We start from the raw sequence: 25,567 nt of genomic DNA, 5'->3' as shown, positions 1-25,567 counted from the left end.
GTAGGTGTAACGCGAAGTAGCGCCAACCCTTGTATGGTACTGCCGGTACCACTAAACTGGAGGCAGCACCTACTGAGGAGACATCGATGACGCTGTCCACCGCCGCCACGCGTCCGGGGGAACCCGGATACCACGAGATCCTGCGCAGTCTGTCCGAGGGATCTGTGACCAAGCACTTCGACCCCTATGTCGATATCGACTGGGAGTCACCGGAGTTCGCCGTGCACTCCGACGATCCGCGCTGGATCATGCCCGACGAGGACCCGCTGGGCCGCCATCCCTGGTACAAGGCCCAGCCCGTCGACAAGCAGATCGCGATGGGGATGTGGCGCCAGGCCGGGATCGCCAAGGTCGGCCTGGATTTCGAGCAGCTGCTGATCCGCGGGCTGATGCAGTACCTGATCTCGGTGCCCAACGGTGACCCGGAGTTCCGCTACGTCACCCACGAGGCGGCCGAAGAGTGCAACCACACGATGATGTTCCAGGAGATGATCAATCGCATCGGTTATCGCGATGTGGTCGGCATGGGCACCATCGACCGCAAGCTGACCATGATCATCTGGCCCGCGGTGAAGTACTTCCCGGAATTGTTCTTCACGATGATCCTGGGTGGCGAGGAACCGATCGACCACTTGCAGAAATCGCTGCTGCGCGGTGGCGTGGACATGCACCCGATGGTCCATCGGGTCATGCAGATCCATGTGGCGGAAGAAGCGCGGCACATCTCGTTCGCGCACGAGTACCTGCGCAAGAACGTGCCGTCGATGCATCCGATCACGAAAACCGTGCTGTCGGTGGCCTTCCCGATCGCCATGCGGGTGATGCTGTCGATGATCGCGACGCCGCCGAAGCAGTTCGTCGACAAGTTCGGCATTCCGGACGAGGTGATGCGCGAGGCGTACTGGGGCAGCCCCGAGTCGCAGGCCACCAAGCGCGACGTCTTCGGTGACGTGCGCGCGCTGGCGGTCGGCACCGGCCTGATGAACCCGGTCGCCAGGCTCACCTGGCGCCTGCTCGGGATCGATGGCGCCGCGTCGCGCTATCGCAGCGAGCCCGCCCGCAGGGCCGCCTGACCACGCTGATCCGCCCCGACGGGCCGGTCTCCGCGACCGGCCCGTCGTCCGCACCTTCCCCTGGAGTACACCGTTGACTGCCGACCCCACCCGATCGCGCGCCGAGACCTGGACGGCTCCCGCCTGGGCCGTCCTGCCCGACGCCGACCCGTTCTATCAGCCGCGGGCCGGATTCGAGCAGCTCGCCGAGGGCACGATCCTGCGGTCGCGGCCGATCGAACTCGCCGCCTTCGGGCTGATCCCGCTGAAGGTGTCGGCGTGGCAGTTGCTGTACCGCACCACCGACCTGAACGGGCGGCCCGAGGCCGCGGTGACGACGGTGATCGCCCCGGCGGGCGGTGCCGGACCGGCGACGCCGCTGCTGTCGTTCCAGTGCGCGATCGACGCGGTGTCCTCGCGCGGGTTCCCGTCCTACGCCCTGCAGCGCGGCTCGCGCGCGATCGGCACGTTCGCCCACGTCGAGCTGCTGTGCTTCGCCGACGCGCTGAGCCGGGGCTGGGCCGTGTCCATCCCCGATCACGAAGGCATGCTCGGCGCCTGGGGCGCGCCGCGTGAGCCCGGCTATCGTGCGCTCGACGGCGTTCGGGCCGCGCTGGCCTTCGCGCCGCTCGGCCTGGACCAGCGGGCCCAGGTGGGGCTGTGGGGATACTCCGGCGGTGGCCTGGCGACGTCGTGGGCCGCCGAGATGGCGCCCACCTACGCACCGGAACTCGACATCGTCGGCGCGGTCCTCGGCTCGCCGGTGGGCGATCTGCTCTCGACCTTCCACCGGCTCAACGGCAGCCTGCACGCGGGCCTGCCGACGCTGGTCGTCGCCGCGCTGCGCCGGGTGTATCCGGCGTTCGACGCCGTCCTCGGCGAACATGTCAGCGAGGCCGGTCACGCTGTGCTCGAGCGGGCAGCCCGCTCGACCACCGGCGCGTCGGTGCTGCGCCTGGCGCGCTACGACGTCGACCGGCACACGACCATGCCGATCGCCGAACTGCTCGCGCTCGAGGACCTGGTGGCGGTGTTCACCGATGCCGAACTGGGGACCAGGGCGCCCGCGGTACCGCTGCTGGTCGTGCAGGCGGTGCACGACCAGATCATCGCGACCGCCGATATCGACGCCCTGGTGGACCGCTATCGCGCCCACGGCGCGCACGTCACCTACCTGCGCGACCGGCTCAGCGAGCACATCACGCTGCTGGCGTTGTCGACACCGCTGAGCCTGAACTGGCTCGCGGACCGGTTCGCCGGCGCGCCCGCGACACCGTCGCAGACCCGCACGGTGTGGAGCGTGCTCGGACTGCCCGCCGGCCGCCACGGCCTGGCGGGGTTCGTCCGGGCCGCCGCGCGGGTGCTGTTCGGCCGGCCGCTGACCGGCGCGGCGAGCGGGCCCGCCCACGGCGTGCGGCCGGGCGCGGACCGCCACGCGGCGTGACGATTCGATCGGTGACGACTGCCGTCCGGCAGAAAAGGTGAAGTGAGGGGTTCTGTGGTGCTGGGGATCGTGGCGGACGCGCGGCGCGCGGCGCGCAATGTGTGGTCGGTGTCGTTCGGCGATGGGCTCGAGCCGGCGCGGCCCGCGCCGTCGACCACGGTGTACGAGGGGCAGTACCGGCAGCTGAAGCGCTACGACCGGACGACACCGGCGACCGGCAACCCCGTGCTGCTGGTGCCGCCGCTGGCGGTGACGCCCGCCTGCTTCGACCTGCGTCCGGGCCAGAGCCTGGTGCGCTTCCTGCTCGACCAGGGCAGGCAGCCGTACGTCATCGACTACGGCCGATTCGGTTACGCCGACCGCGATCTCGGGCTCGAGGACTGGACCCACGACATCCTGCCCGAGGCGATCCTGCGGGTCGCGCACGAGCACGACGGCCCAGTCGACGTCGTCGGCTGGTCGCTGGGCGGGGCGATGGCCCTGCTCACCGCGGCCGCCCACCCCGACCTGCCGATCGCCTCGATCACCGGTCTGGCCACCCCGATCGACCAGGCCCGCACACCGATGCTGCAACCGCTGCGCTGGGCGGGCCGGGTCACCGGCGGTCGTGAGATGGCCGTGGCCACCCGTCTGATGGGCGGTATTCCGCAGGAGTTCGTCCAGCTCGGCTTCCGGCTCCAGGCGTTCGATCGCGAACTCGCCCGGCCGATGTTCCTGCTGCGCAACGCCCTCGACACCGAGGCACTGGCGCGGATGGAGGCCACCGACCGGTTCATGTCCAGCATGCCCGGCTACCCGGGGCGGTCGTACTGGCAGATCTATCGCAGCCTGGTGTTGCGCAACGAACTGGCGAGCGGGTCGATCCGGCTGCGCTCGGACCTCGTCGTCGAACTGGCCAAGGTCACCTGCCGGGTCCTGCTGGTCGGCAGCCGCGCCGACCTCGTTGTACCCGCGCGTGCCGTGCGGCGCGGTCTCGAGATCCTCCCGAACGCCGCCGAGACCCATTTCGTCGAGGTCCCCGGCGGCCACCTCGGCCTGCTCGCCGGACCGGCCGCCGCCGACACCACCTGGCCCGCGATCGAGGAATTCCTCCGCGGCTGACCGGTTCCACCACGCGACAGGGGCCGGTGACGTGGCGTCACCGGGCCCCGTCGCATCGGCTCGTCAGCCGGCGACCGGCGCCGAACCGTGCAGCTTGCGCAGTTCGTGCTTGACCACCTTGCCGCCGGCATTGCGCGGCAGCGTCTCCACCACGACGAGATCCTTCGGATGCTTGTAGCGGGCCAGATGGGCGTTGAGGTGCGCTTCGAGATCGGCGAGGGTGATCGCGTCGGCGTCCTCGACGGCGATGATCGCCACCGGCACCTCGCCCCACCTGTCGTCGGCCCTGCCGATCACCGCGGCCTCGCGGATGCGGGGATGACTGAAGAGCACGTTCTCGACCTCGGCGCAGTAGATGTTCTCACCGCCGGAGATGATCATGTCCTTCTTGCGGTCGACGACGTAGACGAACCCCTCCTCGTCCCGGCGGACCAGATCCCCGGAGTGGAACCAGCCACCCGCGAACGCGTCGGCGGTGGCGCGCGGGTTGTTCCAGTACTCGCGCATCAACGTCGGTCCGCGATAGACGATTTCGCCGATCTCACCGGGGGCGACATCGTTCATCTCGTCGTCCACGATCCGGGTGGCGATGGTCGGGATCGGCTTGCCGACCGACCCGAGCTTGCGGATCGCGTCCTCGCCGTCGAGCACGCAGGTGATCGGCGACATCTCGGTCTGGCCGAAGACCGCCACATTGAGCGCGTCGGGGAAGGTCTCGGCCATGGCGCGCAGCACCGTGTCCGAGGCGGGCGCGGCGCCCCAGCTGATCACCCGCAGGCGCAGATCACGCTGCGGCACCGAGGGATCGGCGCAGACGATCTGCCACTGCGCCGGGACCAGGAACACCGAGGTGGCGCGCTCGCGCTCCCACGCGTCGAGGACCTCGGTCGCGTCGAAGGCCTTGAGCGGATGGATCACCGTCAGCGAGCCGAGCACGAAACAGGAAGCGATCGAACCCAATCCGGCGATGTGGAACAGCGGTGAGGCGCAGAAGGCGATGTCGTCAGGGCCGTAGCGCATGGCCCGGATACAGGTCAGCGCCTGCGCGTTCATGTTGAGGTGGGTCAGCACCGCGCCCTTGGGGTTGCCGGTGGTGCCGGAGGTGTACATGATCAGCGCGGCGGTGTCCTCGGGCACGTCGAGCGGCTCGTGCGGGTCACCCTCCTCGGCGAGCAGGTCGTCGTAGCCGAGCATGCCCTCGCAGGTGCCGACGCCGACCACGATGCGGGTGTCCAGGCCGCCGGTCTGGGCGGCGACCGCGGTGACCAGCGGGGCGAACATCGCCTCGGTGATGATCGTCGTGGCGCCGCTGTCGGTGACCAGGTAGGCGATCTCGGGCGGGGTGAGCCGGAAGTTCACCGGCACCGCGATGGCGCCGAGCGTATTGACGGCGAACACCGATTCGATGTACTCGGTGTTGTTGAGCATCAGGATCAGCACCCGGTCGCCGGCGCCGACACCGCGCCGGGACAGGGCGTCGGCCAGCTTCTGCACCCGCTCGTGCAGTTCGCGCCAGGTGGTGGTTTCGCCGAGGTAGCGCAGCGCGGGCGCGTCCGGGATGGCGGTGGCGTGCATCGCGATCTGGTTCATCCAGTGATTGCGTCGCGAGCGCATCGGTTCTGCGGCAGTGGACATCGTCGTCTCCTCGAGAGAGCTAGGCCGGGTCGGCGATCGGGCGGGGAGCGCCGGCGAAATTCGGGGCGCGACGGGTGAGCATCGCGGTCATCCCCTCCAGGAAGTCGGCGGAGGTGAGCAGTTCGGTCTGGCCGTGCTTCTCCCGTGCGAGCGCCCCGTCGAGCTCGGACAGGGTGGCGGCGTTGATCGCGGCCTTGGTCAGCTCGAGCGCCCGCCGGGGGCCCGTCGCGAGCTTCGCGGCGACGGTGTCGACGTGCTCGGTGAGGTCGGCGGCGGGCACGCTGCCGGTGATCAGGCCGGCCGCGGCGGCCTCGGCCGCGGGCAGGCGGGCGCCGAGCAGCGCCATCTCCGCGGCCCGCGCCCGTCCCATCGCCGCCGCGACCAGCGCCGTCGCGCCTCCGTCGGGCATCAGGCCGATGGAGGTGAACGGCAGCAGCAGGTAGGTGTCCTCGGCGGCGTAGATGAGATCGGCGGCCAGCGCGATCGAGGTGCCCACCCCGGCGGCGGGGCCGTTGACCTGCGCGATCACCGGGAGTGGCGAGCCGACGATCGCACGGATTACGCCGTTGGCGGTGTCCATCACCAGCTCCGGCGACGCCTCGTTCCCGCCCGCGGCGGCCGCCGCGGCGAGATCGGCGCCGGTGCAGAACGCCTTGCCCGCGCCGGTCAGCACGATCACCCGGGTGGTCGGGTCGTCGGCGGCCGCCCTGATCGCCTGGGACAGTTCGGCCATGGTCGCGAGGTCGACCGCGTTCATCCTGGCCTGGCGATCGATGGTGATGCGCAAGACGCCGTGTTCGGCGTCGACGTGCAGGCTATCGCTCATCGGGCGACCGCCTCGACGATGCTGCCCGACAGCCGGCCCGCGATGAGGTCCTCGGCCTCGCGCACGATCCGCGCGACCAGATCGCCGCAGGTGGGGATGTCGTGGATCAGGCCCTGACACTGGCCGACGCTCCAGATGCCCGCGTCCACATCGCCCTCCTCGTAGACCTTGCGGCCCCGCGCGCCCGCGACCAGATCGCGCACATCGGCGAAGGTGCCACCGCCGCGCTCGATCTCGACGACCTGGCGGCTGACGGCGTTGTCGGCGACCCGGGCGGTGTTGTTCATGGTGCGGAAGATCAGCTTGGTGTCGAGCTCGGTGTTGGCGACGATCTGCTCCTTGACCGCGTGCGCGATCGGCGACTCGACGGTGCACAGGAACCGGGTGCCCATGTTGACGCCGTCGGCGCCCAGCGCCATCGCGGCGACGAGGCCGCGCGCGTCGGCGATGCCGCCGGAGGCGATCATCGGGATCTCGAGTTCGCGCGCGGCGGCGGGGATGAGCACCAGGCCGGGGGTGTCGTTCTCGCCGGGGTGACCGGCGCATTCGAAGCCGTCGATGCTCACGCCGTCGACGCCGACCTGCTGCGCCTTGAGCGCGTGCTTGACGCTGGTGCACTTGTGCAGCACCTTGATCCCGGCGTCCTTGAGGAAGGGCAGGTGGGTGGCCGGGTTGCCGCCCGCGATCTCCACGATGGGCACACCGCCGTCGATGATCGCCTGCCGGTACTCCTCGTACGGCGGCGGCGTGATCGACGGCAGGATCGTCAGATTCACCCCGAACGGCTTGTCGGTGAGGTCCCTGGTGCGGGCGATCTCCTCGCGCAGCGCCTGCGGCGTGGGCTGGGTCAGCCCGGTGACGATGCCGAGGCCGCCCGCGTTGGACACGGCCGCGGCGAGCTCGGCTCGGCCGACCCACATCATGCCGCCCTGCACGATCGGGTGCTCGACACCGAAAGCCTCGGTGAATCGGGTGCGCAACATCGCGCCCTCCCTCCGGATTCGACGTTCCCGTCGGCCGCAGTCCGCTGGGAATGCTTTGCAACCGACGAGAACCATGATTAACTTAACGAGAATTGTGATTAACTTAACGGCGGTCGGCGCGACCTGTCAACAGTCCGCGCCGCCCCGTTGGATCCCAGGAGCTTCCTGCACGGCCGTCCGGCCGCGGGATGATCACCGAGTTGGCCGAAGGATGGTCGAGGATGACCGAAACCCCCACTACCGCACCTATTTCTGCGACAATGATCGCCACCGTGAACCCGGCGACGGGCGAGCCGGTCGGCAGCTGGCCGGTCGACGACGCCGCCGCGGTCGCCGCGGCGGTCGAGCGCGCCCGCGTGGCGGCGCAGACCTGGCGTGAACTCGGGTTCACGGAGCGGAAGCGGGCCTTACAACGATGGGCCGCCCACCTCGTCGTCAATGTCGACGAGTTCGTGGCGCTGATCAGCGCCGAGAACGGCAAGACCGCCGACGACGCCTACCTCGAGGTGGTCACCGCCGTCGAGCACCTGAACTGGGCCGCGGTGAACGCCCGCAAGATCCTGGGGCCGAAGAAGGTGTGGCCCGGAATGATGATGGCCAACCACGAGGCCGTGATCGAGCAGCGCCCGCACGGCGTGGTCGGCGTGATCGGGCCGTGGAACTACCCGGTGTACACGCCGAACGGGTCGATCGCCTACGCGCTGGCCGCGGGCAACACCGTCGTCTTCAAGCCCAGTGAGCTGACCACCGGCGTCGGCCACTGGTACGCCGACGCCTTCGCCGCGGCGAATCCCGCCCTGCCCGAGGGCATTCTGAGCGTGGTGAGCGGTCCGGGGGAGACCGGCCGGGCGCTGGTCGAGTCGGGCGTCGACATGATCGCGTTCACCGGGTCGACCGCGACGGGCAAGCGGATCATGGCCGCGGCCGCCGCGCGGCTCACCCCGGTCGTACTGGAATGCGGTGGCAAGGACGCCGCGATCGTGGCCGAGGACGCCGACATCGCGGCCGCCGCCGACGCGATCGCCTGGTCGGCGATGGCCAACTCCGGGCAGACCTGCGTGGGCACCGAGCGCTGCTACGTCGTCGCCTCCGTGCTCGACGAGTTCCTGGCCGAGCTGACCAAGCGGGTCACCGACCTGCGGCCGGGTTCCGGCACGGACGCCTCCTACGGTCCGATGACGCTGCCGAGCCAGGTCGACGTGATCACCAAGCATGTCGAGGACGCGCTGGCCAAGGGCGGCACCGCCGTGGTGGGCGGGCCCGCGTCGATCGAGGCGCCGTTCGTCGGGCCGATCGTGCTGCTCGATGTGCCGGAGGACTCGATCGCGGTCCGCGAGGAGACCTTCGGGCCCACGCTCACCGTGCGCTCGGTGCGCAATGTCGAGGAGGCGATCGAGCTGGCCAACGCCTCCGAGTACGGGCTGGCCTCCTCGGTGTTCTCGCGCAAGCGCGGCATGGCGATCGCCCGGCAGCTGCGGGCGGGCGCGACCTCGGTGAACAGCCCGGCCGCGTATGCGGCGATCCCGGCGCTGCCCTTCGGCGGTGTCGGCGAGTCCGGGATCGGCCGCATCCACGGCGCCGCCGGCCTGCTCGGGTTCACCCGGCCGCATTCGATCGCGCGGCAGCGCTTCGTGATTCCCGGCATGGCGTTGCTCTCGTTCGCCCGCACCGAGTCGACGCTGTCGACGGTGCGCAAGCTCACCGCTCGCCGCTTCGGGCGAGCCAAGTAGACCCATCCATCGATCGGTACGGAAAGAAGAGGGACAGTATGGGCGTCGAATTCAGCCCGGAACAGAAGGATTTCGCCGCGGCCGTGGCCGCGTTCGCCAAGCGCGAGGCGGGGACGCGGGAACAGCGCGACGCGCTGACCGAGCACGACAGGGAACAGCACAACCCCGGCGTGTACGCGAAGATGGCCGAGCTCGGCTGGCTGGGGCTGACGGTGCCCGAGGAGTACGGCGGCTCGGACGCCTCGATGGTCGACATGTGCATCCTGCTCGAGGAGTCGCTGCGCGGCATGCTGCCGATCGGCGCGATCGGCCCGACGCTGATCACCGGTGGTGCCTACGCCAAGTTCGGCACCGAGGCGCAGAAGGACAACGTGCTGCGCGGCATCGTGCGCGGTGCCTCGCAGTCGATCTCGATGTCGGAGCCCGAGGCGGGCTCGGATGTGGGCAACCTGTCGACCAAGGCGGTCAAGACCGCCGACGGCTGGCTGATCAACGGCCAGAAGACCTGGTGTTCCAACGCGCACATCTCCGAGAACATCCTGCTCGTCGCCCGGACCTCCAAGGAGGGCGGCAAGCACGAGGGCATGACGATGTTCCACGTGCCCGCCGATACGCCCGGTCTGCAGATCTCGCCGATCGAGCTGATGGGCAATCAGAAGGAGACCAACGACCTGTACTTCACCGACTGCGTGCTCCCCGAGGACGCGGTGGTCGGTGAGGAGGGCAACGGCTGGCGTCAGCTGATGACCGGGCTGAACTTCGAGCGGCTCATCCTGGCCGCCATGAGCCTGGGCGCCGCAGAGCGCGCGTTCGAGGACACGATCGCCTTCGTCACCCAGCGCAAGCAGTTCGGCCGTCCGGTCGGCTCGTTCCAGTCGCTGCGGCACCGCCTCGCCGATCTGGCCACCGAGATCGAGTGCACCAAGCTGCTGATCTACAGCGTGGCCAAGGAGGCCGACGCCAACCCGACCAAGGTGCTGGCCAGGGAGGCGTCGATGGCGAAGCTGAAGGCCACCGAGGTCAGCAAGCGGGTGGCGCTGGAAGGCATGCAGATGATGGGCGGCTACGGCTACGCCCGCGAGTTCGACATGGAGAAGCACGTCCGCGGCGCGCTCGTGTCGACCATTTTCGGTGGTACCAGCGAGATCCAGCGCGACATCATCGGTCGCACCCTGGGTCTGTAGCGGTCCACCGACCCCTCGCCGCCGCACCCTCTCCCGGCGGCGGCGAGGGGGTCAGGCGTGGCCGAACAGCGTGGTGCGGTGCAGCGTGGTGACGCGGTTGCGGGGCGCGATGCCGTCGTCACCGAAGGCGCGGCCGAGGTCGACGACCAGCGCGAACCCGGCATGGACGAGGATGCGGGCCTCGGCGTCGGAGAGCTCGGGGCGGACCTGGACCAGGAGCTTGGTCCACTCGGCGATGACCAGCTGCTGGATGTGGTGCAGCGTCACCCGGTCCTCGGCCGCGACATTGCCGAATTCGGCGTAGTAGACGTAGGTCAGCGCCCGCTCGGCGAACGAGCCGTCGACATACAGGTCGATCAGGCCCGACAGCGCGTCGGCGGGGGTGGCCGACGCGGTCACCATCGGGCCGATCGCGCCCGAGACGATGTCGGCCGCGCGGCGGAACGCGGCGGCGAGCAGGTCGCTCTTGCTGCGGTAGTAGCGGTACACGGCCGAGGCCGTGGCCAGCTCGGCGGCGGTGGCGATGTCCTCCACGCTGACGTTCTGGTAGCCGCGCTCGTGGAACAGCTCGACCGACTTCGTCAGCAGCACTTCGTGCATGAACGGCGATCCCGGCTCCGGCGCCGGCGGGGCCGGCGTCGGCTCCGGTGCGGGCAGCTCGACGTCGATCAGGGCCCGGCAGGTCGCGGCGAGCAGGGGCGTGAGCAGCCGGGTCGGCAGCGTCGCGTGGTGATCGCCGATGCTGCTGACCACGCTGAACACCGCGACCGAGCGGACCGCGACATCGTCGCGGGCGAATTCGGGGTGCAGCTCGCGGACGATGGCGCCGAGCAGGCGCACGGCCTCGGCGAACTTGTCGTCGAGGGCCTGGCGGTCCTCGTCGTCGAGATAGCGGCGCTCCCAGCGGACCAGCGCCGTGGTGGACCGGTTGCCGATGGTCTTGGCGATGATGGCGTCGATGACGTGATCGAGGCGCTCCCTCGGGGTCCAGCTCGCGGCGTCGTCGGGCAGGGTCACCGCCTGCACGGTCACCTCGGCCAGCCGGAACAGCTCCTCGCGGAAGAGGGCGTACTTGCTGCGATAGTGCCGGTACAGCGCCGCCGAGCTGATGCCGAGCCGACCGGCGATGTCCTCCATGCTCACACCGTGATACCCGTGCGCACCGAACGCGGTGGCCGCTTCCGCCGCGATCTGCGCGCGCCGGTTCTTCGGCCGCCGCCGCACCACCCGCTCCGGCGCCGCCGTCTGCGGACCGGCCTCGGGCGTCTTCGTCTCGGCCCGCTGCTCGGTATGGTCGGTGACGCTCATGGATCGATCGTACGGAGCCACGCGGCCCGCCCCGATTCGTGGGCGGCGCACCGCGTGTCTATTCGGCGGTGGCGCGGCTGGTGTCGCGGGAGAACTGGACGGCGAGGGCACCGAGAATGAGCACCAGCGTCAGGACGACGAGCCAGGCCGGGAGCCAGTAGGCGGCGATCGCGGCCAGGCAGAGCACGACGGCGCCGACGACCCGGGGGATCCAGCCGGTGCCGGTCTCGCGGCGGAAGTAGAAGGCCTGGGACAGCAGGTAGACGGCGGGCCCGACCAGGACGAGGACGCCCGCGGTCCGCGCGGCGGGCGCGTGGGCGTCGGCCAGCAGGGTCTCGGCGCCCGCGGCGAACACGACCAGGCCCGCGACCACGCCGTAGATCGCGCTCAGGCCGCGATGGACGGCGGCGATCGGGTCGGTGCTGCCGGTCAGCTGGTCCACCACCTGCTGTTCGGCGCGGGCGAAGTACATCTGCCACAGGCAGACCAGGGCGAGGAAGAAGCCCAGGGCCAGGGTCAGGGTGAGCGCGTCGTCGTGGTGGTCGGTGATCACCCGGCCCAGCGTCAGCACCGTCTCGCCGAGCATGATGATGAGGAACAGGCGCATCCGCTCGACGATGTGCTCGGCATCGAAAGTCAGTGCGCCGCTGCGCATCCGGTGGCCGGGCAGCGGATGCGCCAGCCAGGTGCCGATCAGGTCGATCGCCGCCGCGACCGCCCAGCACCCGAGCCGGGCATCCGGGGACAGCGCGGCGCCGACCAGCCAGAACGGCGTCGACACCACGAACCAGAGCAGCACCCGGCCGAAGTGCGCGCGCAGCGGCGGATTCGGCGCGGTGAGCGTCGCGTAGGCCGACGGCCCGATCAGCGCCGCCAGCATCGGGACGACGAACAGCCAGGGACTGTCGTCGAAGGCGTGCGCGATCCCCGCGTTCGCGAACAGGCCCAGCCCCATCACGACCACCGTGACCACCTGGGTGCCCCGCCGCTCGATGTCGAGCATCGTGACCTCGAAGGTGGTGAAGGTCCAGATCCCGACCACCGCGATGAGCGCCACCAGGGTCTCGGCCGCGCCGCGCCAGGTGAGATGGGCGACGAAATGGTGGGTGAGCTGACCGAGTGCCAGGACGAACACCAGGTCGAAGAACAGTTCGAGCGGGGAGACCGCGCGGGCGCGGGGTGTGCTGTGCGCGTTCATCGGCGCCCTCCTCCGTCCGGCCCCCGCGCGGGTGATGCTAACGCGCGAAGGCCCGCCCGCGGTGCCGACACCGTGGGCGGGCCTTGGTCGCGTGGAGCTAGCCGGTCACCGCCGTGTTCTCGACCGCGGGTTCGGGGGCGTCGGCGGTGGCGCGCGGCAGCGTGAACGTCGCGGCGACCGCCAGGATCGCGATGACGAAGCAGGCCAGCGTGTACCAGAGATTGCCGATCGGATCGCCGTTGGCGGTCTCGCCGTTCACCGCGTCGAAGAAATCGGGCAGCGCGGCGAGCCAGAGGCCGGCGAACACCACCAGGTACACCACGGCGTAGCGCTGGACGAACGGGTTCGTGTAGCGCGGTTCCGCCGTCTCGCCCCGGCGCAGGTCCCGCCACCGGCGGACCAGGACGACCGCCGCCACCACCGACAGCGTGATCAGCTCCAGCGCGTAGACCACGCCGCGCACCGTCGTACTGCCCGCGCCCAGCACCGTCGCGGGCAGCGGCAGCAGGAAGGTGCCGACCGAGGCCAGCAGGCCGATCACGAGGGTGCGCCAGACCAATTCGACGCCGGAGAAGTCGCGGCCCTGATCGACCTGACGCCCGACGAAGTACTGCACGCAGAACGCCAGCGACATCGGCCACAGCGCCGCGAACACCACGACACTGCCCACCGGGACCGAGTCGAACATCGGCTGGTTGATCGGATTGTCGATCGACCACTCCCACCACCGCAGCTGCGGCCCGAGGTGGTCGAAGATCTCGTAGAACGCGTGGTGCACGAAACCCACGCAGGTCGCGCCGACGAGGACGCCGTAGCGGCGGAAGACGCCGAGCATCCGGACGATCCCGAAGGCCAGCGTGGCCATCAGCGGATAGATCGCGATGATGTAGATCGGCAGCCTGCCCCACAGGAAGTCGACGGTGAACACGTTGTGCGCGAACATCGTGTCGACGTGGTCCTCGATGCCGAACGCGGCCGGGAAGTACAGCGGCGGCTCGATGACGAACAGGTAGGCGGTCGCGCCGAACCACAGCACCAGATCGGTGGGGTCGCCGTGGCGGCGCAGGCGCACGATCGCGTAGACGAGCGCGAGCACCGCGCCGACCACGATGGTGAGTTCGAGAACGGGCAGCGTCCAGTTCTCCAGGGCGAACGGATTGCGGAACTCGACGAGCCCGCCTGCCTCCGCGCAGGAGAACCCGAGCTGGGTGGCGAGATCGGCGAAGGTGGGGGAGCAGTGCTCGGCCATCGGGGTGCTCCTAGGAACTCACGGAATCGGCGGTGTACCAGCGGGTCACGTCGTAGCCCTCGTCGTAGCGGCGGAACCACTCGTCGGCGAGCGCGGGCAGGTTCTCGTGCGCGGGATTGTGCCGGGGCATCTGGCTGCGGATGATGCCGCCCAGGGCGACGAGCTGTTCGCCCAGGCCCAGATCGTCGAACGCGCGCGGCATGGTGCCGTTGTCGGCGGGCCGCAGCCCGGGCAGCAGCCGGCGTAGGGTCTGTCCGCGCCGGTAGTTGGCGAACATCGACAGCGCGTCGACCTGCCGATCCGCCAGTGGCACATGCTCGTTGAAGCCCTCGCAGGCCACCCGGATCACCTGCAGCACGTGCCGGAAGATCGAGGGCGCCACCCGCATCCGGTACAGCTCGCTGTTCACCACCGAGTTGAAGATGATCAGCGCCGAACTGCGGTGCTCGACCTCCTCGACGAAGTGCCAGATGAACAGCGAGGCCACCCGGTCGTCGCCGGGGGCGAACAGGCTCGCGTCGTTGTCGAGCATCAGCTTGAACACCGGGGTGAAGGTGGCCTCGAGATCGGCGGTGTAGGCGAGGCGGTACTTGACCGGGGTGCTCGCGGTGAGCTTGTCGAACTCGGCGATCACCGCGTCGAGGGTCTGCTGCAGGCCGGGGTAGCGGCGGATCAGCGCCTTCACGTGCTGGCGGTGCGCGGTCGAGTGCTGACCCTCCTGCCGCATGAACGCGTCGGCCTCTTCGGCCACCTCGGGGTCGGTGATCTGCGGCTTCGCCTGCGTGATCAGCTGCACGATCATCTTCTCGAAGCCGATCGCCAGGAACGACACGGCATTGGCCATGGAGGAGAAGGCCGGGTTCTGCGGGTTCCACAGGAACGGCACATCGTAGTCGGCGAAGGCGAAGTCCATTTTGCGGACGTGGAGATCGGTCACGGTGGAGTACCTCGTTGTTCTCGGGCGTGCGCGAGCCGCTCGGCTGGAGTGAGGTAATCATACGAATGTATATCCGAGTGTATGATCACTTTCGCGGAATTCGCGCTGACCTGGGGTTGTGCTAGCGTCCACCCGGTGGCGCGCAGACGTGGATGGGGTGGCAGTCCACCGGCGGACGACGCGGAAGCGTCGCGCCGGATCATCGCCGCCGCAGTGGATCTCATCGGCCGGACCGGGGCGGAGATCAGCATCGCCGACGTGGCGGAATCGCTCGGTGTCATCCGCCAGACCGTGTACCGGTATTTCCCCAGCGCCGACGCGCTGATGACGGCCGCGGCCATCGCCTCGGTGGACGGCTTCCTCGACCGGCTGACCGCGCACGTCACCGGTCTCGGCGACCCGGCCGACGCGATGATCGAGGCCGTCGTCTACACCCTCACCGAGGTCCGCCGGACCCCGCACCTGGGCATCCTGCTCTCGGGCTCGTACTCGAGCCAGCACGCCGACCGGATGACCTCCGACGAGGCGCAGGCCTTCGGCATGACGATGATCCGGCGCTTCGATGTCGACTGGGCCGCACACGGATACGACGACGCGGCCCTGCGCGATCTCGTCGAATACGCGCTGCGCACCATGCAGTCGTTCTTCCTCTCGCCGGGCGATCCACCGCGGACCGACGACGAACTCCGGCGCTACCTGCGCCGGTGGATGGGGATCGCGATCAGCGCCCAGACGGCGGCGACGCCGGGCCGATGAGATCGGCCAGTGCGGTGTCGACATCGGGCCCGGTGAGCGGGTGCCGGACGCTGCGCAGGACCAGCCGGCGCGGTCGCGGGCAGTCCGGCGGTCCGGAATCGGCGTCGGTGGGCACGATGCGCGCCGGGGCACCGAGGCGGTCGCGCACCCGGGTCAGCAGGTCGTAGCGGCTCACCGCCTCCCGGCCGGCGAGGTGGACCACGCCGGTCTCGTCGAGCAGCTGCTCGAGCAGGGGCGCGAGGCTGGGCAGATACAGCGGGGTGCCCACGATGTCGGTGCGCGCCTCGAGTGCGGGCGCGGCGAAGCGGGCGAGGAACTTGTCCGAGCGGGGGCTGCGGCCGTAGACGAGCGGGAGCCGGACGACGAGGTGCCCGGCGCGGGCCAGCACCCGGTGTTCGGCGGCGGCCTTGGTGCAGCCGTAGACGTTGATCGGGGTGCGCAGCGCGGTCTCGTCGTAGGTGTCGCGGGTGCCGTCGAAGACGTTGTCGGTCGACAGGTAGACGAGCTTGGCGCCCGCGTCCTCGACCGCGTCGAGCAGGGCGGCCATCGGCGCCACGTTGATCGCGAAGGCGGCGTCCGGATCCCGTTGGGCGGCAGCCAGATCCACGATGCCCGCGGTGTGGATCACCACGTCGACGCGGTCCGCGACGAGCGCGCGGACCGCGCCGGCGTCGGCGAGATCGAGCGGGACCAGCCCGGATCCGCCGCGGCGGCTGGTCCCGACGACCTCGTGGCGCGTGCCGAGTTGCGCGAACAGTGCGCCGCCGACGAAGCCAGAGGCGCCGAGAACCAGGATCCGCATCGTGGTCAGCGGGCCTGCCAGTTGGGCTTGCGCTTCTCGGCGAAGGCGAGGGTGCCCTCGCGCACGTCCGCTGTGCGGGCGACGCCCATGATCTCGCGGTTGGTGAGGTCCCAGGCGGCGTCGTCGTCGATCTTGCCGTCGACCAGCCCCAGCGCGACCCGCTTGCTCGCCTGCACCGCCAGCGGCGCGTTCTCGGCGATCCGGCCCGCCAGCTCGAGCGCGGCGTCGAGGACCAGGTCGGCCGGGACCACCCGATTGATCAGCCCGAGCTCGAGCGCCCGGGCTGCGGTGATCGGTTCGCCGGTCAGGATCATCTCCATGGCGACCTTGCGCGGCAGCTGCTCGGGCAGCCGGAACGCGCCACCGGCGGCCGCGAACAGGCCGCGGGCGACCTCGGGCAGGCCGAAGGTGGCCGTCTCGGCGGCGACGGCGAGGTCGCTGGCCAGGACGAGTTCGGTGCCGCCGCCGAGGGCGAAGCCGTTGACCGCGGCGATGGTCGGCTTGCTGATCGGGTGGCGGACGTAGCCGGCCAGGCCCCACTGCTCGTTGCCCGGCGCCAGGATGTTCTCGCCGCGACCGAGCGCCTTCAGGTCGGCGCCGGCGCAGAAGGCGCGTTCGCCGGCACCGGTGAGCACGACCGCGCGGACCTGCGGATCGGCCTCGGCCTGTTCGAGCGCCGCGCCCACACCCGTGCTGACCTCGGCGTCGACCGCGTTCATGGCCTGCGGCCGGTTGATGACGACGACGAGCACGTGCTCGCGTTGCTCGACGAGGACTGCGCTCACGAGGAACTCCTTGACTCTCCGCCTGTCCGCCGTGTCGCGTGACAGGTCACCCCGAGATGTATCACGCCGGGGCGCGGTGGGTCCCGGGATCGCGCTACTCACCGGTTCTCGCGCGGTCGCCGGACACTGTGGAAAACTCGGGGAGGAAATTTTCGGTCGGTTGTCGATCGGTGTCGTCGCCCGTTCGACCTAGGGATGAACAGGGACCCACCCGGGTCCACACCTACCCGAGGAGACAGACCATGAAGTACATGCTGATCATGCGCGCGACCGACGACGCCTGGGCCAAGGCCGCCGAGCTCGACTTCGACGAGATGCTGGAAACCATGGGCAAGTTCAACGACGAGCTGATCCGGGCCGGCGTGCTGGTCGCCGCCGAGGGCCTCGACGACCCCGCCGAGACGGTGGTCGTCGACTACGCCTCGGAACCGCCGATCGTCACCGACGGCCCCTACGGCGAGACCAAGGAACTGTTCGGCGGGTACTACATCCTCGATGTCACCTCCAAGGAGGAGGCGGTGGAGTGGGCCAAGCGGATGCCGATGACCGGTCCCGGCGTCAAGACCGAGATCCGCCGCGTCCCCAGCATCGAGGAGTTCCCGCAGGACAACAAGTGGATCGTGAAGGAGCGGGCCTGGCGCGAGGACACCGGCCAGCTCTGAACCGGACGAACGATGACCCAGGACACCGGCCGCGAGGCGGTCGCCGCGGTCTGGCGGATCGAATCGGCCCGCATCGTCGGTGCGCTCGCCCGCTACACCGGCGACTTCGCGATGGCCGAGGATCTCGCGCAGGAGGCGCTCGCCGAGGCGCTGGTGACCTGGCCGCGCGACGGAGTCCCGCGGCAACCGGCCGGCTGGCTGCTCACCGTCGGCCGCCGTCGCGCGATCGACGCCTACCGGCGGCGCGCCGCGCTCGACGACCGCTACGCCACCCTCGCCGGACATCTCGGCGAGGGTGGCGTGCTGACCGGCGGCGCGGCGGCCGACCCGATGCGCACGGCCGACGCCGTGCTCTGGGATCCCGACCAGATCGACGACGACGTGCTGGCGCTGATGTTCATCTCGTGTCACCCGGTGCTCTCCCGGGAGGCGCGGCTGGCCCTGACGTTGCGCGTGGTCGGCGGTCTGACCAGCGACGAGATCGCCAAGGCGTGCCTGGTGCCGACCGCGACCGTGCAGGCCAGGATCACCAGGGCGAAGAAGACCCTCGGTGCGGCCGAGGTCGCGTTCGCGGTGCCACCCGCCGCCGAACGCGGCGCGCGCCTGGGCTCGGTGCTCGGGGTGATCTACCTGATCTTCACCGAGGGGTCGTCGGCCAGCGCGGGCGACGATCTCATCCGCTTCGACCTGGCGGGCGAGGCGCAGCGGCTGGCCCGGGTGCTCGCGCGGCTGATGCCCGGCGAGCCCGAGGTGTACGGGCTGCTCGCGCTGCTGGAGTTGACGGCGGCGCGCTTTCCCGCCCGGACCGGACCCGACGGCGAGCCGGTGCTGCTCGAGCAGCAGGACCGCCGCCGCTGGGACCCGTCCGCGATCCGGCGCGGCCGGGCGGCGCTGGCCAAAGCGGCGCAGGCCGGTCGCGGCCTCGGGGCCTACGGCCTGCAGGCCGCGATCGCCGAATGTCACGCCGTCGCGCCGTCGGTCCAGGCGACCGACTGGGAGCGGGTGGTCCTGCTCTACGAGGCACTGGGCAGGCTCGCCCCCTCGCCGGTGGTGGACCTGAACCGGGCGGTGGCGGTGTCGATGGCCGACGGGCCCGCGGCCGCGCTGCCGATCGTCGACGAGCTGGCCGCCGGGGGAGCGCTGGCGCGGTCGCACCTGCTGCCGAGTGTGCGCGGCGAACTCCTCACCCGGCTCGGGCGGGTCGCCGAAGCGCGCGAAGCGTTCACCGAGGCGATCCGGCTGTGCGGCAACGAACGCGAAAAGACCGTTCTCACAGGCAAACTCACCGCTCTCGAGTGAGGCACGACGTTTCCGGCCGCCGGGGTCGCGCGGGAATCGTCGCACAGTCGTAAAGTTTGCTCGGCTAATTGTCGGGTAGCCCGTAGAGGCGACGACGAGAGGTTTGTGTAGATGTCACAGGAATCGAAATCGGTGCTGCATCGCGCGATCGGTGCTTCGGCGATCGGCAATGCGGTCGAATGGTTCGACTACGGCGTCTACGCCTATCTGGCGACGTATATCGCGGCATCGCTCTTTCCCGGTGACGGCGAGGGGTCGAGCGTCGTCTACACACTGCTCGGATTCGCCGTTTCCTTTTTGATCCGCCCGATCGGCGGCATGATCTGGGGCCCGCTCGGTGACCGGATCGGGCGTAAGCGCGTGCTCGCGACGACGATCGTGCTGATGGCCGCGTCGACGCTGGCCGTCGGCCTGATCCCGAGCTACGAGGTCATCGGGATCGGCGCGCCGATCCTGCTCTATCTGCTGCGGATGGTGCAGGGCCTGTCGGCGGGCGGCGAATACGGCGGTGCCGCGACATTCATGGCCGAATACGCGCCCGACCGCAAGCGCGGATTCTACGGCAGTTTCCTGGAAGTCGGCACGCTGGCCGGATTCACGCTCGGCAATCTGGTGGCCCTGCTGCTGGTGAATATTCTCGACGATCCGGCCATGGAATCGTGGGGCTGGCGAATTCCGTTCCTCATCGCCGCGCCGCTGGGTTTGGTCGGGATGTATCTGCGGAGCCGGGTGGAGGATACGCCGGTCTTCCGCGAGGTCGAACGCAACGACGAGACCGAGGAAACCATCGGCGTCTATCGCGACCTGGTGACCAAATATCTGCGCCCGGTGCTGACCCTGTTCGGTTTGGTGATCGCGCTCAATGTGGTGAATTACTCGCTGCTCAGCTACACGCCGACCTATCTCGGCAACACCCTCGGCATGGCGGAATCCGACGCGTTGCTGGTCCCGCTGATCGGCCAGATCGCCATGCTGGTGACCCTGCCGTTCCTCGGCGCGCTCTCGGACCGGGTGGGCCGCAGGCCCCTGTGGCTGTTCTCGTGCGCGGCGCTGATGATCATGGTCATCCCGGTGTACAAGCTGATCGGCAGCTCGCTGACCGGTGCCATCGTGGGCTTCGCGATCCTGGGCCTGCTCTACGCGCCGCAGCTGGCGACCATCTCGGCGACCTTCCCCGCCATGTTCCCGACGATCGTGCGCTTCGCGGGCGTGGCGATCGGCTACAACGTGGCCACCTCGCTGTTCGGCGGTACCGCTCCGGTGATCAACCAGGCGTTCATCGACGCCACCGGCGATCACCTGTTCCCCGCGTACTACATGTTCGGCGCCTGCCTGGTCGGGCTGGTGGCCGCCTGGTTCCTCATCGAGACCAAGGGTGTCTCGCTGCGTGGCACCCAGGTGCCGGGCACCCCGGAAGCGATCGAGGAACAGCGCGACCTGGGCGACGATCCCGTCCCGGTGCGCTGAGGCGGATGCCGGTCGCCGTGGTGGCGACCGGCATCCCGGTCAGCCCGCGACCGCGGCGCGGAAGACCGCGAGCGCTTCCTCGCCCAGATGCGGCCCGCTGACCTGCACCGGCACATTCGAGGTGGCGACCAGGTCGGCGCAGGTCAGCGCGAAACTCGGGCCGCCGGTCAGGATCTTGCCGAACTCGGCGGACGCGGCGGCGAACACGATCCGCCCGACCTGCGCCCACACCATCGCGGCCGCGCACATCGGGCACGGTTCGCCGCTGGCGTACACCGTGGCCCCGCGCAACGCCTCGGCCTTCCCGGCGGCGGTGGCCGTGGTGATGGCGACCAGCTCGGCGTGCGTGGTGACGTCGCCGCTGCTGCTCACCGCGTTCTCGCCCTCGGCGACGACCCGGCCGTCGCGGTCGACGGCGACCGCGCCGAACGGGCGGTCACCGCGCGCGGAGGCCTGGCCGGCGAGCTCGATGGCGCGACGCAGGTGCGTGATGTCGTTCTCGGTGAGTGTGGTCATGCGCTGAGGTCCACTTCCGTTCCGATGCCGTTGGCGCGAGCCTTGTCGATGAGCAGGCGGGCGGCGGCCAGGTCCTGCAGGCCGATGCCGACCGAGTTGAACAGGGTGATGTCGCGATCGTCGGTGCGGCCCGGTGTCCGTCCCGCGACGACCTCACCCAGCTCGGTGCCCACCGCCGCCTCGGTGATCGCGCCCTCGGCGATGGCCAGCAGCGTGTCACCGGACTTGGTGAGCGTGGTACCGACCGAGTCTACGACGACCCGCGCGCGGCGCATGGCCGCGCCGTCGACCTCCCGGTGATCGGCCCGTGGTGGCGCGCCGACCGCGTTGACGTGCAGCCCGTCGCCGAACCAGGCGCCGTGCACGATCGGCTCCCGCGAAGGCGTCAGCGTGCACAGGATGTCGGCGGCCCGGGTGACAGCCTCCGGCGACGGCTGCGCCCGCACCTCGAGGCCGAGGTCGGCGACGGCCGCGCGAAACCGTTCCACGGTCGCGCTCGACCGCGACCAGACCAGCACCGTGTCCAGGGCGCGCACCCGGGCGATCGCGCGGGTGTGCTCGACGGCCAGCCCGCCGGCTCCGATCAGGCCGAGAACCGAACTGTCCTGGCGCGCCAGATATTTCGTCGCCACCGCGCTGGCGGCGGCCGTGCGGACGGCGGTCACGAGCCGCCCGTCGATGAGTGCCTCGCAGCCGCCGTCGGTGGCCGAGGTCACCAGGATGGCCGAGCGCTGCACCGGCAGCCCGCGCTCGCGGTTGGCGGGCAGGTCGGCGAGCAGTTTCACCACGGCGGCGCCGGCGGCCTCGGCGGCGGCGACCATCGGCACGAAGGCCGCGCCGCCGAGGGCCACGGCGGGCGGCGCGGGGACCAGCGCCGTGCCGAGCGCGAGGTCGGCGTGCGCGCGTTCGACCGCGGCCAGCACCTCGGCCCGGTCGAGGACGGCGGCCACATCGGAATGCGACAGGATCAGAGTCAACGCGGGTACTCCTCGAAAAGCGGGGAAGGGTCAGGAAGTTCGGGCGAAGGCGACGGTCAGGTCGCGCGGCGAGCGGCTGTTGCCGACCAGGCCGCTGACGGCGACGATCGCGATCAGATAGGGCAGCATCACCAGCAGCGCGAACGGCACGTCGACGCCCAGCGCGGGCAGCGCGAACTGCAGCGCCTGCGCGATGCCGAAGAACACCGACGCCCAGATCACGCCGAGCGCGCGCCAGCGGCCCGCGATCACCGCGACCACGGCGAGATAGCCGATGCCGCCGGTCATGTTGTCGCTGAACGAATGCACCTCCGACAGCGCCAGTTGCGCACCACCGAGACCGGCGGCGACCGCGGCCAGCAGCACGCAGCCGTAGCGGACGGCCCGGACGGACAGACCGGTGCGATCGGCGGCGACGGCGTCCTCGCCGATGGCGTCGATCACCAGGCCGAGCTTGGTGCGGCGGGAGAACACGATCGCGAGCGCGGCCACGAGGGCGAGGCACAGGTAGCCGAGCGCGGTCTGGCCGAACAGGGCCGGACCGATCACCGGGATCCGGTGCAGCAGCGGAATCCGCAGCGGGTCGAAGCCCGGCACGGAGTGCCCCCTGCCGTCGGCCAGCAGCAGCCGCGCGCCGTAGGTGGTCGCGCCGAGGGCCAGGGCGTTGCTCGCGATGCCGACGACGATCTGGTCGGCGCGCAGACCGATGCTCCAGATCGCCTGCGCCACACCGAAGATCAGCGCGGCGACGACGGCGGTGAGCGCGCCGAGCACCGGTGATCCGGTGGTGACGGCGCCGAGCACACCGGCGAACGCGCCGGTGAGCATCATCGCCTCCAGGCTCAGGTTGAGCACACCGGCGCGTTCGCTGACCAGCTCGCCACTGGCGGCGACCAGGATGGGCAGGGTGAAACCGATACCGCTGGTGGCGATGTCGGTGACCGTGTCGAGGCTCATCGCTGCGCTCCTGCCAGGTCGGGGGAATCGGTCGTATCGATCGTGGAAACCGGTGGGGGCGTAGCGGGTTCGGAGGTGCGGACCGATTTGGTCCACAGGACCGCACCCGCGATGAACACGATCATCAGCGACTCCACGACCGAGATGGTCGAGGCGGGCACGTTCGCCGCGAGCTGCAGATTGATCCCGCCGGAGACGAGGAAGCCGAGCAGCAGCGACACGGCGACGACGGCGGACAGCGAGCCACGGGCCAGCAGACCGACCACCAGGCCGGAGAAGCCGTACCCGGAGGAGAAGCCCTCGGCCAGCACGAACGGTGCGGTGGCGACGAGCAATCCGCCCGCGACACCGGCGAACGCGCCCGCCGCCGACAGGCTCAGGAAGCGCAGCCGGGGCACCGGCAACCCGAGCCGGGCCGCCGCGTCGGGATTGAGCCCGACCGCCCGCAGCCGGGTGCCGAGCGCGGTGTGGCGCACCAGGATCGCCGTGCCGACCGCCGCCACCACCGCGATCCACAGGGCGATCGTCGCGGGGGAACGCTCGATTCCGAGCAGCGGCAGATGCGCGGCGGGCGTGAGGGGTTCGGATTGCGGCAACGTCTCCGAGGACGTCACCGGCTGCCGCAGCAGCGCGGGCTCGTGCACCACCAGCAGCACCATTGCCAAGCCGACGAAATTGAGCAGCAGCGTGGTGATGATCTCGCTGGTCCCGCGCCGCACCCGCAGGTAGGCCGCGATGGCCGCCCACAGCCAGCCCGCCGCGCCTGCGCCGACGATGACCGCGGGCAGCGTGACGGCGGCGGGCGCGCCGGTGAGAGTGGTGCCGATGGCGGTGGCGGCGATGCCGCCCGCGCAGATCTGGCCCTCCCCACCCACATTCACCAGTCCGGCCCGGTGCGCGATGGTGAAGCCGACCGCCACCAGCATCAGGGTCGCCGCGACATTGAGCGAGGCGCCGATCGCGTAGTCGCTGCCGAACATGCCCTCCCACAGGGCGGTCATGGTCGCCGCGGGGGCGGCACCGGCCGCGGCGGCCAGGATCAGCCCGATCACCCCGGCGGCGAGCATGGCCGCCACGGCCACGACGACCGGCTGATGCGCCCACCGGCGCAGGGGGATTCGGTGCGCGAGCGAGGTGGTCATGCCGCGACTCCCATCATGAGTTCACTGATCCGCTGGGCCGCGGTGGGATCGGACGTCTCGACCGGGCCGGTGAGGGCGCCGCGATAGGCGACGAACACCCGGTCGCACAGGGCGAGCAGTTCGGGGACCTCGCTGGACACCACGAGCACCCCGCAGCCGTCGGCGGCGGCCGCGCGCAACTGCGTCAGCACGAAATCGACCGCGCCGATGTCCAATCCGCGGGTTGGCTGAGCGGCCACCAGGCAGCGCAGGTTCGCGGTGGACAGCTCGCGGGCCAGCACCACCTTCTGCTGATTGCCGCCCGAGAGCGCGCCCATCCGGACCCACGGTCCCGCCGCGCGCACGTCGAACCGCTCGAGCTCGGCCTGCGCGGCCCGGCCCATCGCGCGCTTGTCGAGCAGACCGAACCGGCGGAACCGGCCCAGCTGCCCGAGGAAGAGGTTCTCGGCGATCGTCATGTCGGCCACCATCGCGTCGCGGTGCCGGTCCTCGGGGACGATCCCGAGTCCGAGCCCGGTGCGGGTGGCCGGACGCGCGGCGGTGATGTCGGTGCCGTCGAGGGTGACCGTGCCGCCGGTGGCCGCGACACCGCCTGCCAGCACGGCGACGAGTTCGCTCTGGCCGTTGCCCTCGACCCCGGCGATCCCGACGATCTCGCCCGGCCGCACCGCGAGCCGGACCTCGTCCAGCGCCACACTGCCGTCCGGGCGATGCGCGCTGACCCCGTCGACGGCGAGCACCGGCGCGACCTCGCCGAGGTCGGGTGCCGCCGCGCGCACCACGGGTTCGGCCGCCGGGTCGAGGCCGAGCGTGGCGGCCACGGTCGGGTCGAGGTCGGCGGCGGTGCGCCCGACCATGGCCGTGAGCAGGTGCGCGATGCTGGTGTTCGACATCCGCCCACCTCCGGCGACCGTGCCGCGGCGCAGCACGGTCGCGGCGTCGGCGACCCGGGCGACCTCGCCGAGCTTGTGCGTCACCAGCACCACCGCCTTGCCGTCGGCGGCGACGGCGCGGCAGGTGTCGATCAGCGCGTCGATCTCGGCCGGATCGAGCACGCCGGTCGGTTCGTCGAGCAGGATCAGCGACGGATCGCGCAGCAGCGCCTTGACGATCTCGACCTTCTGGCGCGCGCCGACCGGCATGGTCGCCACCCGCTGGTCGAGATCGATCCGCAGCCGGTAGCGCCGCGCGATCTCGTCGAGCCGATCGGTCAGCTCCGCCCGGCGCATCCGCACGCCCCGCTGGGTGAGCAGCAGGTTCTCCGCGACGGTCATCGTCGTGACCAGGCTGAAGTGCTGGTGCACCATGGCCACGCCCGCGGCCATCGCGGCGGCGGGGGAGTCGGGACGGAACTCGGTGCCGCCCAGCGTCATCCGGCCGGTGTCGGGCCGGTAGCCGCCGAAGACCAGGTTGCACAGCGTCGACTTGCCCGCGCCGTTCTCGCCGAGAACGCAATGGACGGTGCCGGATTCGACGGTGACGTCCACATCGTGCAGGGCCTGCACGTCACCGAAGCTCTTACCCAATCCCTGCAGGGTCAGTGCGGAAGCGCTCATG

The 25,567-nt window shown here is 70.5% G+C and carries 23 protein-coding genes; 9 read left to right on the top strand and 14 right to left on the bottom strand.

Annotated elements, in window-relative coordinates; genetic code table 11:
- Positions 1-86: 86 nt before the first annotated feature.
- From ACFVW6_RS10410 to ACFVW6_RS10400, 3 genes are all read left to right on the top strand, one after another.
- Positions 87-1,073, top strand: a complete 987-nt coding sequence (locus ACFVW6_RS10410; protein WP_378826679.1) for a diiron oxygenase — start codon at positions 87-89, stop codon at positions 1,071-1,073.
- Between the two features lie 73 nt (positions 1,074-1,146).
- The gene (locus ACFVW6_RS10405) at positions 1,147-2,496 is read left to right on the top strand and encodes a lipase family protein (protein WP_378826677.1); all 1,350 of its coding nucleotides are present in this window, start codon (positions 1,147-1,149) and stop codon (positions 2,494-2,496) included.
- Between the two features lie 42 nt (positions 2,497-2,538).
- Positions 2,539-3,597 (top strand): alpha/beta fold hydrolase, encoded by a 1,059-nt coding sequence (locus ACFVW6_RS10400; RefSeq protein ID WP_378826674.1) that lies wholly within the window; start codon positions 2,539-2,541, stop codon positions 3,595-3,597.
- A 63-nt stretch (positions 3,598-3,660) separates the two neighbouring features.
- Here the strand turns inward: ACFVW6_RS10400 and fadD5 are convergent, their stop codons facing one another.
- The 3 genes from fadD5 to ACFVW6_RS10385 are packed head-to-tail and all read right to left on the bottom strand — an operon-like array spanning position 3,661 to position 7,041.
- Positions 3,661-5,232 (bottom strand): fatty-acid--CoA ligase FadD5, encoded by a 1,572-nt coding sequence (fadD5, locus tag ACFVW6_RS10395; RefSeq protein WP_378826672.1) that lies wholly within the window; start codon positions 5,230-5,232, stop codon positions 3,661-3,663.
- A gap of 19 nt (positions 5,233-5,251) precedes the next feature.
- Positions 5,252-6,058, bottom strand: a complete 807-nt coding sequence (locus tag ACFVW6_RS10390) for an enoyl-CoA hydratase-related protein (protein WP_378826670.1) — start codon at positions 6,056-6,058, stop codon at positions 5,252-5,254.
- Entirely contained in the window at positions 6,055-7,041 is a 987-nt protein-coding gene (locus ACFVW6_RS10385; RefSeq protein WP_355281868.1) for a nitronate monooxygenase family protein, read from the bottom strand. The genes ACFVW6_RS10390 and ACFVW6_RS10385 overlap by 4 nt, the downstream gene beginning before the upstream one ends.
- A gap of 260 nt (positions 7,042-7,301) precedes the next feature.
- Between ACFVW6_RS10385 and ACFVW6_RS10380 the strand changes: the two genes are divergently transcribed.
- Positions 7,302-8,771 carry an aldehyde dehydrogenase family protein gene (locus tag ACFVW6_RS10380; RefSeq protein WP_378826668.1) on the top strand — a complete coding sequence of 490 codons (1,470 nt, stop codon included), beginning with the start codon at positions 7,302-7,304 and terminating at the stop codon, positions 8,769-8,771.
- Between the two features lie 38 nt (positions 8,772-8,809).
- The gene (locus ACFVW6_RS10375) at positions 8,810-9,955 is read left to right on the top strand and encodes an acyl-CoA dehydrogenase family protein (RefSeq protein WP_355281872.1); all 1,146 of its coding nucleotides are present in this window, start codon (positions 8,810-8,812) and stop codon (positions 9,953-9,955) included.
- 51 nt (positions 9,956-10,006) lie between these two features.
- Here ACFVW6_RS10375 and ACFVW6_RS10370 read toward each other — a convergent pair whose 3' ends face one another.
- The 4 genes from ACFVW6_RS10370 to ACFVW6_RS10355 all read right to left on the bottom strand — a co-directional run bounded on the left by ACFVW6_RS10370 (position 10,007) and on the right by ACFVW6_RS10355 (position 14,647).
- Positions 10,007-11,263, bottom strand: a complete 1,257-nt coding sequence (locus ACFVW6_RS10370; protein WP_378826664.1) for a TetR/AcrR family transcriptional regulator — start codon at positions 11,261-11,263, stop codon at positions 10,007-10,009.
- A gap of 58 nt (positions 11,264-11,321) precedes the next feature.
- A complete protein-coding gene (locus ACFVW6_RS10365; protein ID WP_378826662.1) occupies positions 11,322-12,461 on the bottom strand; it encodes a low temperature requirement protein A in 1,140 nt (379 codons plus the stop codon).
- A gap of 97 nt (positions 12,462-12,558) precedes the next feature.
- Complete coding sequence (locus ACFVW6_RS10360) at positions 12,559-13,710, bottom strand: hypothetical protein (RefSeq protein ID WP_378826661.1); 1,152 nt, start codon at positions 13,708-13,710, stop codon at positions 12,559-12,561.
- A 10-nt stretch (positions 13,711-13,720) separates the two neighbouring features.
- Complete coding sequence (locus ACFVW6_RS10355) at positions 13,721-14,647, bottom strand: metal-dependent hydrolase (RefSeq protein WP_355281883.1); 927 nt, start codon at positions 14,645-14,647, stop codon at positions 13,721-13,723.
- A gap of 135 nt (positions 14,648-14,782) precedes the next feature.
- On the opposite strand from ACFVW6_RS10355, the gene ACFVW6_RS10350 reads away from it, so the two are divergent.
- Positions 14,783-15,403 carry a TetR/AcrR family transcriptional regulator gene (locus ACFVW6_RS10350; RefSeq protein WP_355281886.1) on the top strand — a complete coding sequence of 207 codons (621 nt, stop codon included), beginning with the start codon at positions 14,783-14,785 and terminating at the stop codon, positions 15,401-15,403.
- On the opposite strand, the gene ACFVW6_RS10345 is transcribed toward ACFVW6_RS10350, so the two are convergent.
- Positions 15,369-16,205: an SDR family oxidoreductase gene (locus ACFVW6_RS10345; protein ID WP_378826658.1), complete on the bottom strand. Its 837-nt coding sequence runs from the start codon at positions 16,203-16,205 to the stop codon at positions 15,369-15,371. The genes ACFVW6_RS10350 and ACFVW6_RS10345 overlap by 35 nt on opposite strands.
- Positions 16,206-16,210: 5 nt before the next feature.
- On the bottom strand, positions 16,211-16,990 hold the full coding sequence (locus tag ACFVW6_RS10340) for a crotonase/enoyl-CoA hydratase family protein (RefSeq protein WP_355281891.1): 780 nt from the start codon (positions 16,988-16,990) through the stop codon (positions 16,211-16,213).
- Positions 16,991-17,232: 242 nt separating this feature from the next.
- Between ACFVW6_RS10340 and ACFVW6_RS10335 the strand changes: the two genes are divergently transcribed.
- The 3 genes from ACFVW6_RS10335 (at position 17,233) to ACFVW6_RS10325 (ending at position 20,418) form a co-directional block, all read left to right on the top strand.
- The gene (locus ACFVW6_RS10335; RefSeq protein WP_355281893.1) at positions 17,233-17,652 is read left to right on the top strand and encodes a YciI family protein; all 420 of its coding nucleotides are present in this window, start codon (positions 17,233-17,235) and stop codon (positions 17,650-17,652) included.
- 12 nt (positions 17,653-17,664) lie between these two features.
- On the top strand, positions 17,665-18,951 hold the full coding sequence (locus tag ACFVW6_RS10330; protein WP_378826654.1) for an RNA polymerase sigma factor: 1,287 nt from the start codon (positions 17,665-17,667) through the stop codon (positions 18,949-18,951).
- Between the two features lie 111 nt (positions 18,952-19,062).
- Positions 19,063-20,418, top strand: coding sequence for an MFS transporter (locus ACFVW6_RS10325; RefSeq protein ID WP_365014830.1), 1,356 nt, complete (start codon positions 19,063-19,065; stop codon positions 20,416-20,418).
- Positions 20,419-20,457: 39 nt separating this feature from the next.
- Here the strand turns inward: ACFVW6_RS10325 and ACFVW6_RS10320 are convergent, their stop codons facing one another.
- Genes ACFVW6_RS10320 through ACFVW6_RS10300 form a run of 5 tightly spaced genes read right to left on the bottom strand, consistent with a single transcriptional unit; the run spans position 20,458 to position 25,566 of the window.
- Complete coding sequence (locus ACFVW6_RS10320) at positions 20,458-20,934, bottom strand: nucleoside deaminase (protein ID WP_355281900.1); 477 nt, start codon at positions 20,932-20,934, stop codon at positions 20,458-20,460.
- A complete protein-coding gene (locus ACFVW6_RS10315; RefSeq protein ID WP_378826651.1) occupies positions 20,931-21,911 on the bottom strand; it encodes an ornithine cyclodeaminase family protein in 981 nt (326 codons plus the stop codon). Before ACFVW6_RS10315 ends, ACFVW6_RS10320 begins: the two co-directional genes overlap by 4 nt.
- A gap of 30 nt (positions 21,912-21,941) precedes the next feature.
- The gene (locus ACFVW6_RS10310) at positions 21,942-22,868 is read right to left on the bottom strand and encodes an ABC transporter permease (RefSeq protein WP_378826649.1); all 927 of its coding nucleotides are present in this window, start codon (positions 22,866-22,868) and stop codon (positions 21,942-21,944) included.
- Positions 22,865-24,010 carry an ABC transporter permease gene (locus ACFVW6_RS10305; RefSeq protein ID WP_378826647.1) on the bottom strand — a complete coding sequence of 382 codons (1,146 nt, stop codon included), beginning with the start codon at positions 24,008-24,010 and terminating at the stop codon, positions 22,865-22,867. The genes ACFVW6_RS10310 and ACFVW6_RS10305 overlap by 4 nt, the downstream gene beginning before the upstream one ends.
- On the bottom strand, positions 24,007-25,566 hold the full coding sequence (locus tag ACFVW6_RS10300) for an ABC transporter ATP-binding protein (RefSeq protein WP_378826644.1): 1,560 nt from the start codon (positions 25,564-25,566) through the stop codon (positions 24,007-24,009). Before ACFVW6_RS10300 ends, ACFVW6_RS10305 begins: the two co-directional genes overlap by 4 nt.
- Position 25,567: the final 1 nt, after the last annotated feature.

This window comes from Nocardia sp. NPDC058244 (genome assembly GCF_042882065.1).
GTDB lineage: Bacteria > Actinomycetota > Actinomycetes > Mycobacteriales > Mycobacteriaceae > Nocardia.
This window is presented reverse-complemented; position numbering and strand designations above follow the sequence as displayed.

What these genes read in the sequence shown, in the direction of transcription:
- ACFVW6_RS10325 (WP_365014830.1), top strand. Translation starts at nt 19,063, where the DNA reads ATGTCACAGGAATCGAAATCGGTGCTGCATCGCGCGATCGGTGCTTCG.
- ACFVW6_RS10410 (WP_378826679.1), top strand. Translation starts at nt 87, where the DNA reads ATGACGCTGTCCACCGCCGCCACGCGTCCGGGGGAACCCGGATACCAC.
- ACFVW6_RS10380 (WP_378826668.1), top strand. Translation starts at nt 7,302, where the DNA reads ATGATCGCCACCGTGAACCCGGCGACGGGCGAGCCGGTCGGCAGCTGG.
- ACFVW6_RS10385 (WP_355281868.1), bottom strand. Translation starts at nt 7,041, where the DNA reads ATGTTGCGCACCCGATTCACCGAGGCTTTCGGTGTCGAGCACCCGATC.
- ACFVW6_RS10370 (WP_378826664.1), bottom strand. Translation starts at nt 11,263, where the DNA reads ATGAGCGTCACCGACCATACCGAGCAGCGGGCCGAGACGAAGACGCCC.
- ACFVW6_RS10320 (WP_355281900.1), bottom strand. Translation starts at nt 20,934, where the DNA reads ATGACCACACTCACCGAGAACGACATCACGCACCTGCGTCGCGCCATC.
- ACFVW6_RS10375 (WP_355281872.1), top strand. Translation starts at nt 8,810, where the DNA reads ATGGGCGTCGAATTCAGCCCGGAACAGAAGGATTTCGCCGCGGCCGTG.
- ACFVW6_RS10300 (WP_378826644.1), bottom strand. Translation starts at nt 25,566, where the DNA reads ATGAGCGCTTCCGCACTGACCCTGCAGGGATTGGGTAAGAGCTTCGGT.
- ACFVW6_RS10305 (WP_378826647.1), bottom strand. Translation starts at nt 24,010, where the DNA reads ATGACCACCTCGCTCGCGCACCGAATCCCCCTGCGCCGGTGGGCGCAT.
- ACFVW6_RS10365 (WP_378826662.1), bottom strand. Translation starts at nt 12,461, where the DNA reads ATGAACGCGCACAGCACACCCCGCGCCCGCGCGGTCTCCCCGCTCGAA.
- ACFVW6_RS10310 (WP_378826649.1), bottom strand. Translation starts at nt 22,868, where the DNA reads ATGAGCCTCGACACGGTCACCGACATCGCCACCAGCGGTATCGGTTTC.
- ACFVW6_RS10330 (WP_378826654.1), top strand. Translation starts at nt 17,665, where the DNA reads ATGACCCAGGACACCGGCCGCGAGGCGGTCGCCGCGGTCTGGCGGATC.
- ACFVW6_RS10335 (WP_355281893.1), top strand. Translation starts at nt 17,233, where the DNA reads ATGAAGTACATGCTGATCATGCGCGCGACCGACGACGCCTGGGCCAAG.
- ACFVW6_RS10390 (WP_378826670.1), bottom strand. Translation starts at nt 6,058, where the DNA reads ATGAGCGATAGCCTGCACGTCGACGCCGAACACGGCGTCTTGCGCATC.
- fadD5 (WP_378826672.1), bottom strand. Translation starts at nt 5,232, where the DNA reads ATGTCCACTGCCGCAGAACCGATGCGCTCGCGACGCAATCACTGGATG.
- ACFVW6_RS10360 (WP_378826661.1), bottom strand. Translation starts at nt 13,710, where the DNA reads ATGGCCGAGCACTGCTCCCCCACCTTCGCCGATCTCGCCACCCAGCTC.
- ACFVW6_RS10345 (WP_378826658.1), bottom strand. Translation starts at nt 16,205, where the DNA reads ATGCGGATCCTGGTTCTCGGCGCCTCTGGCTTCGTCGGCGGCGCACTG.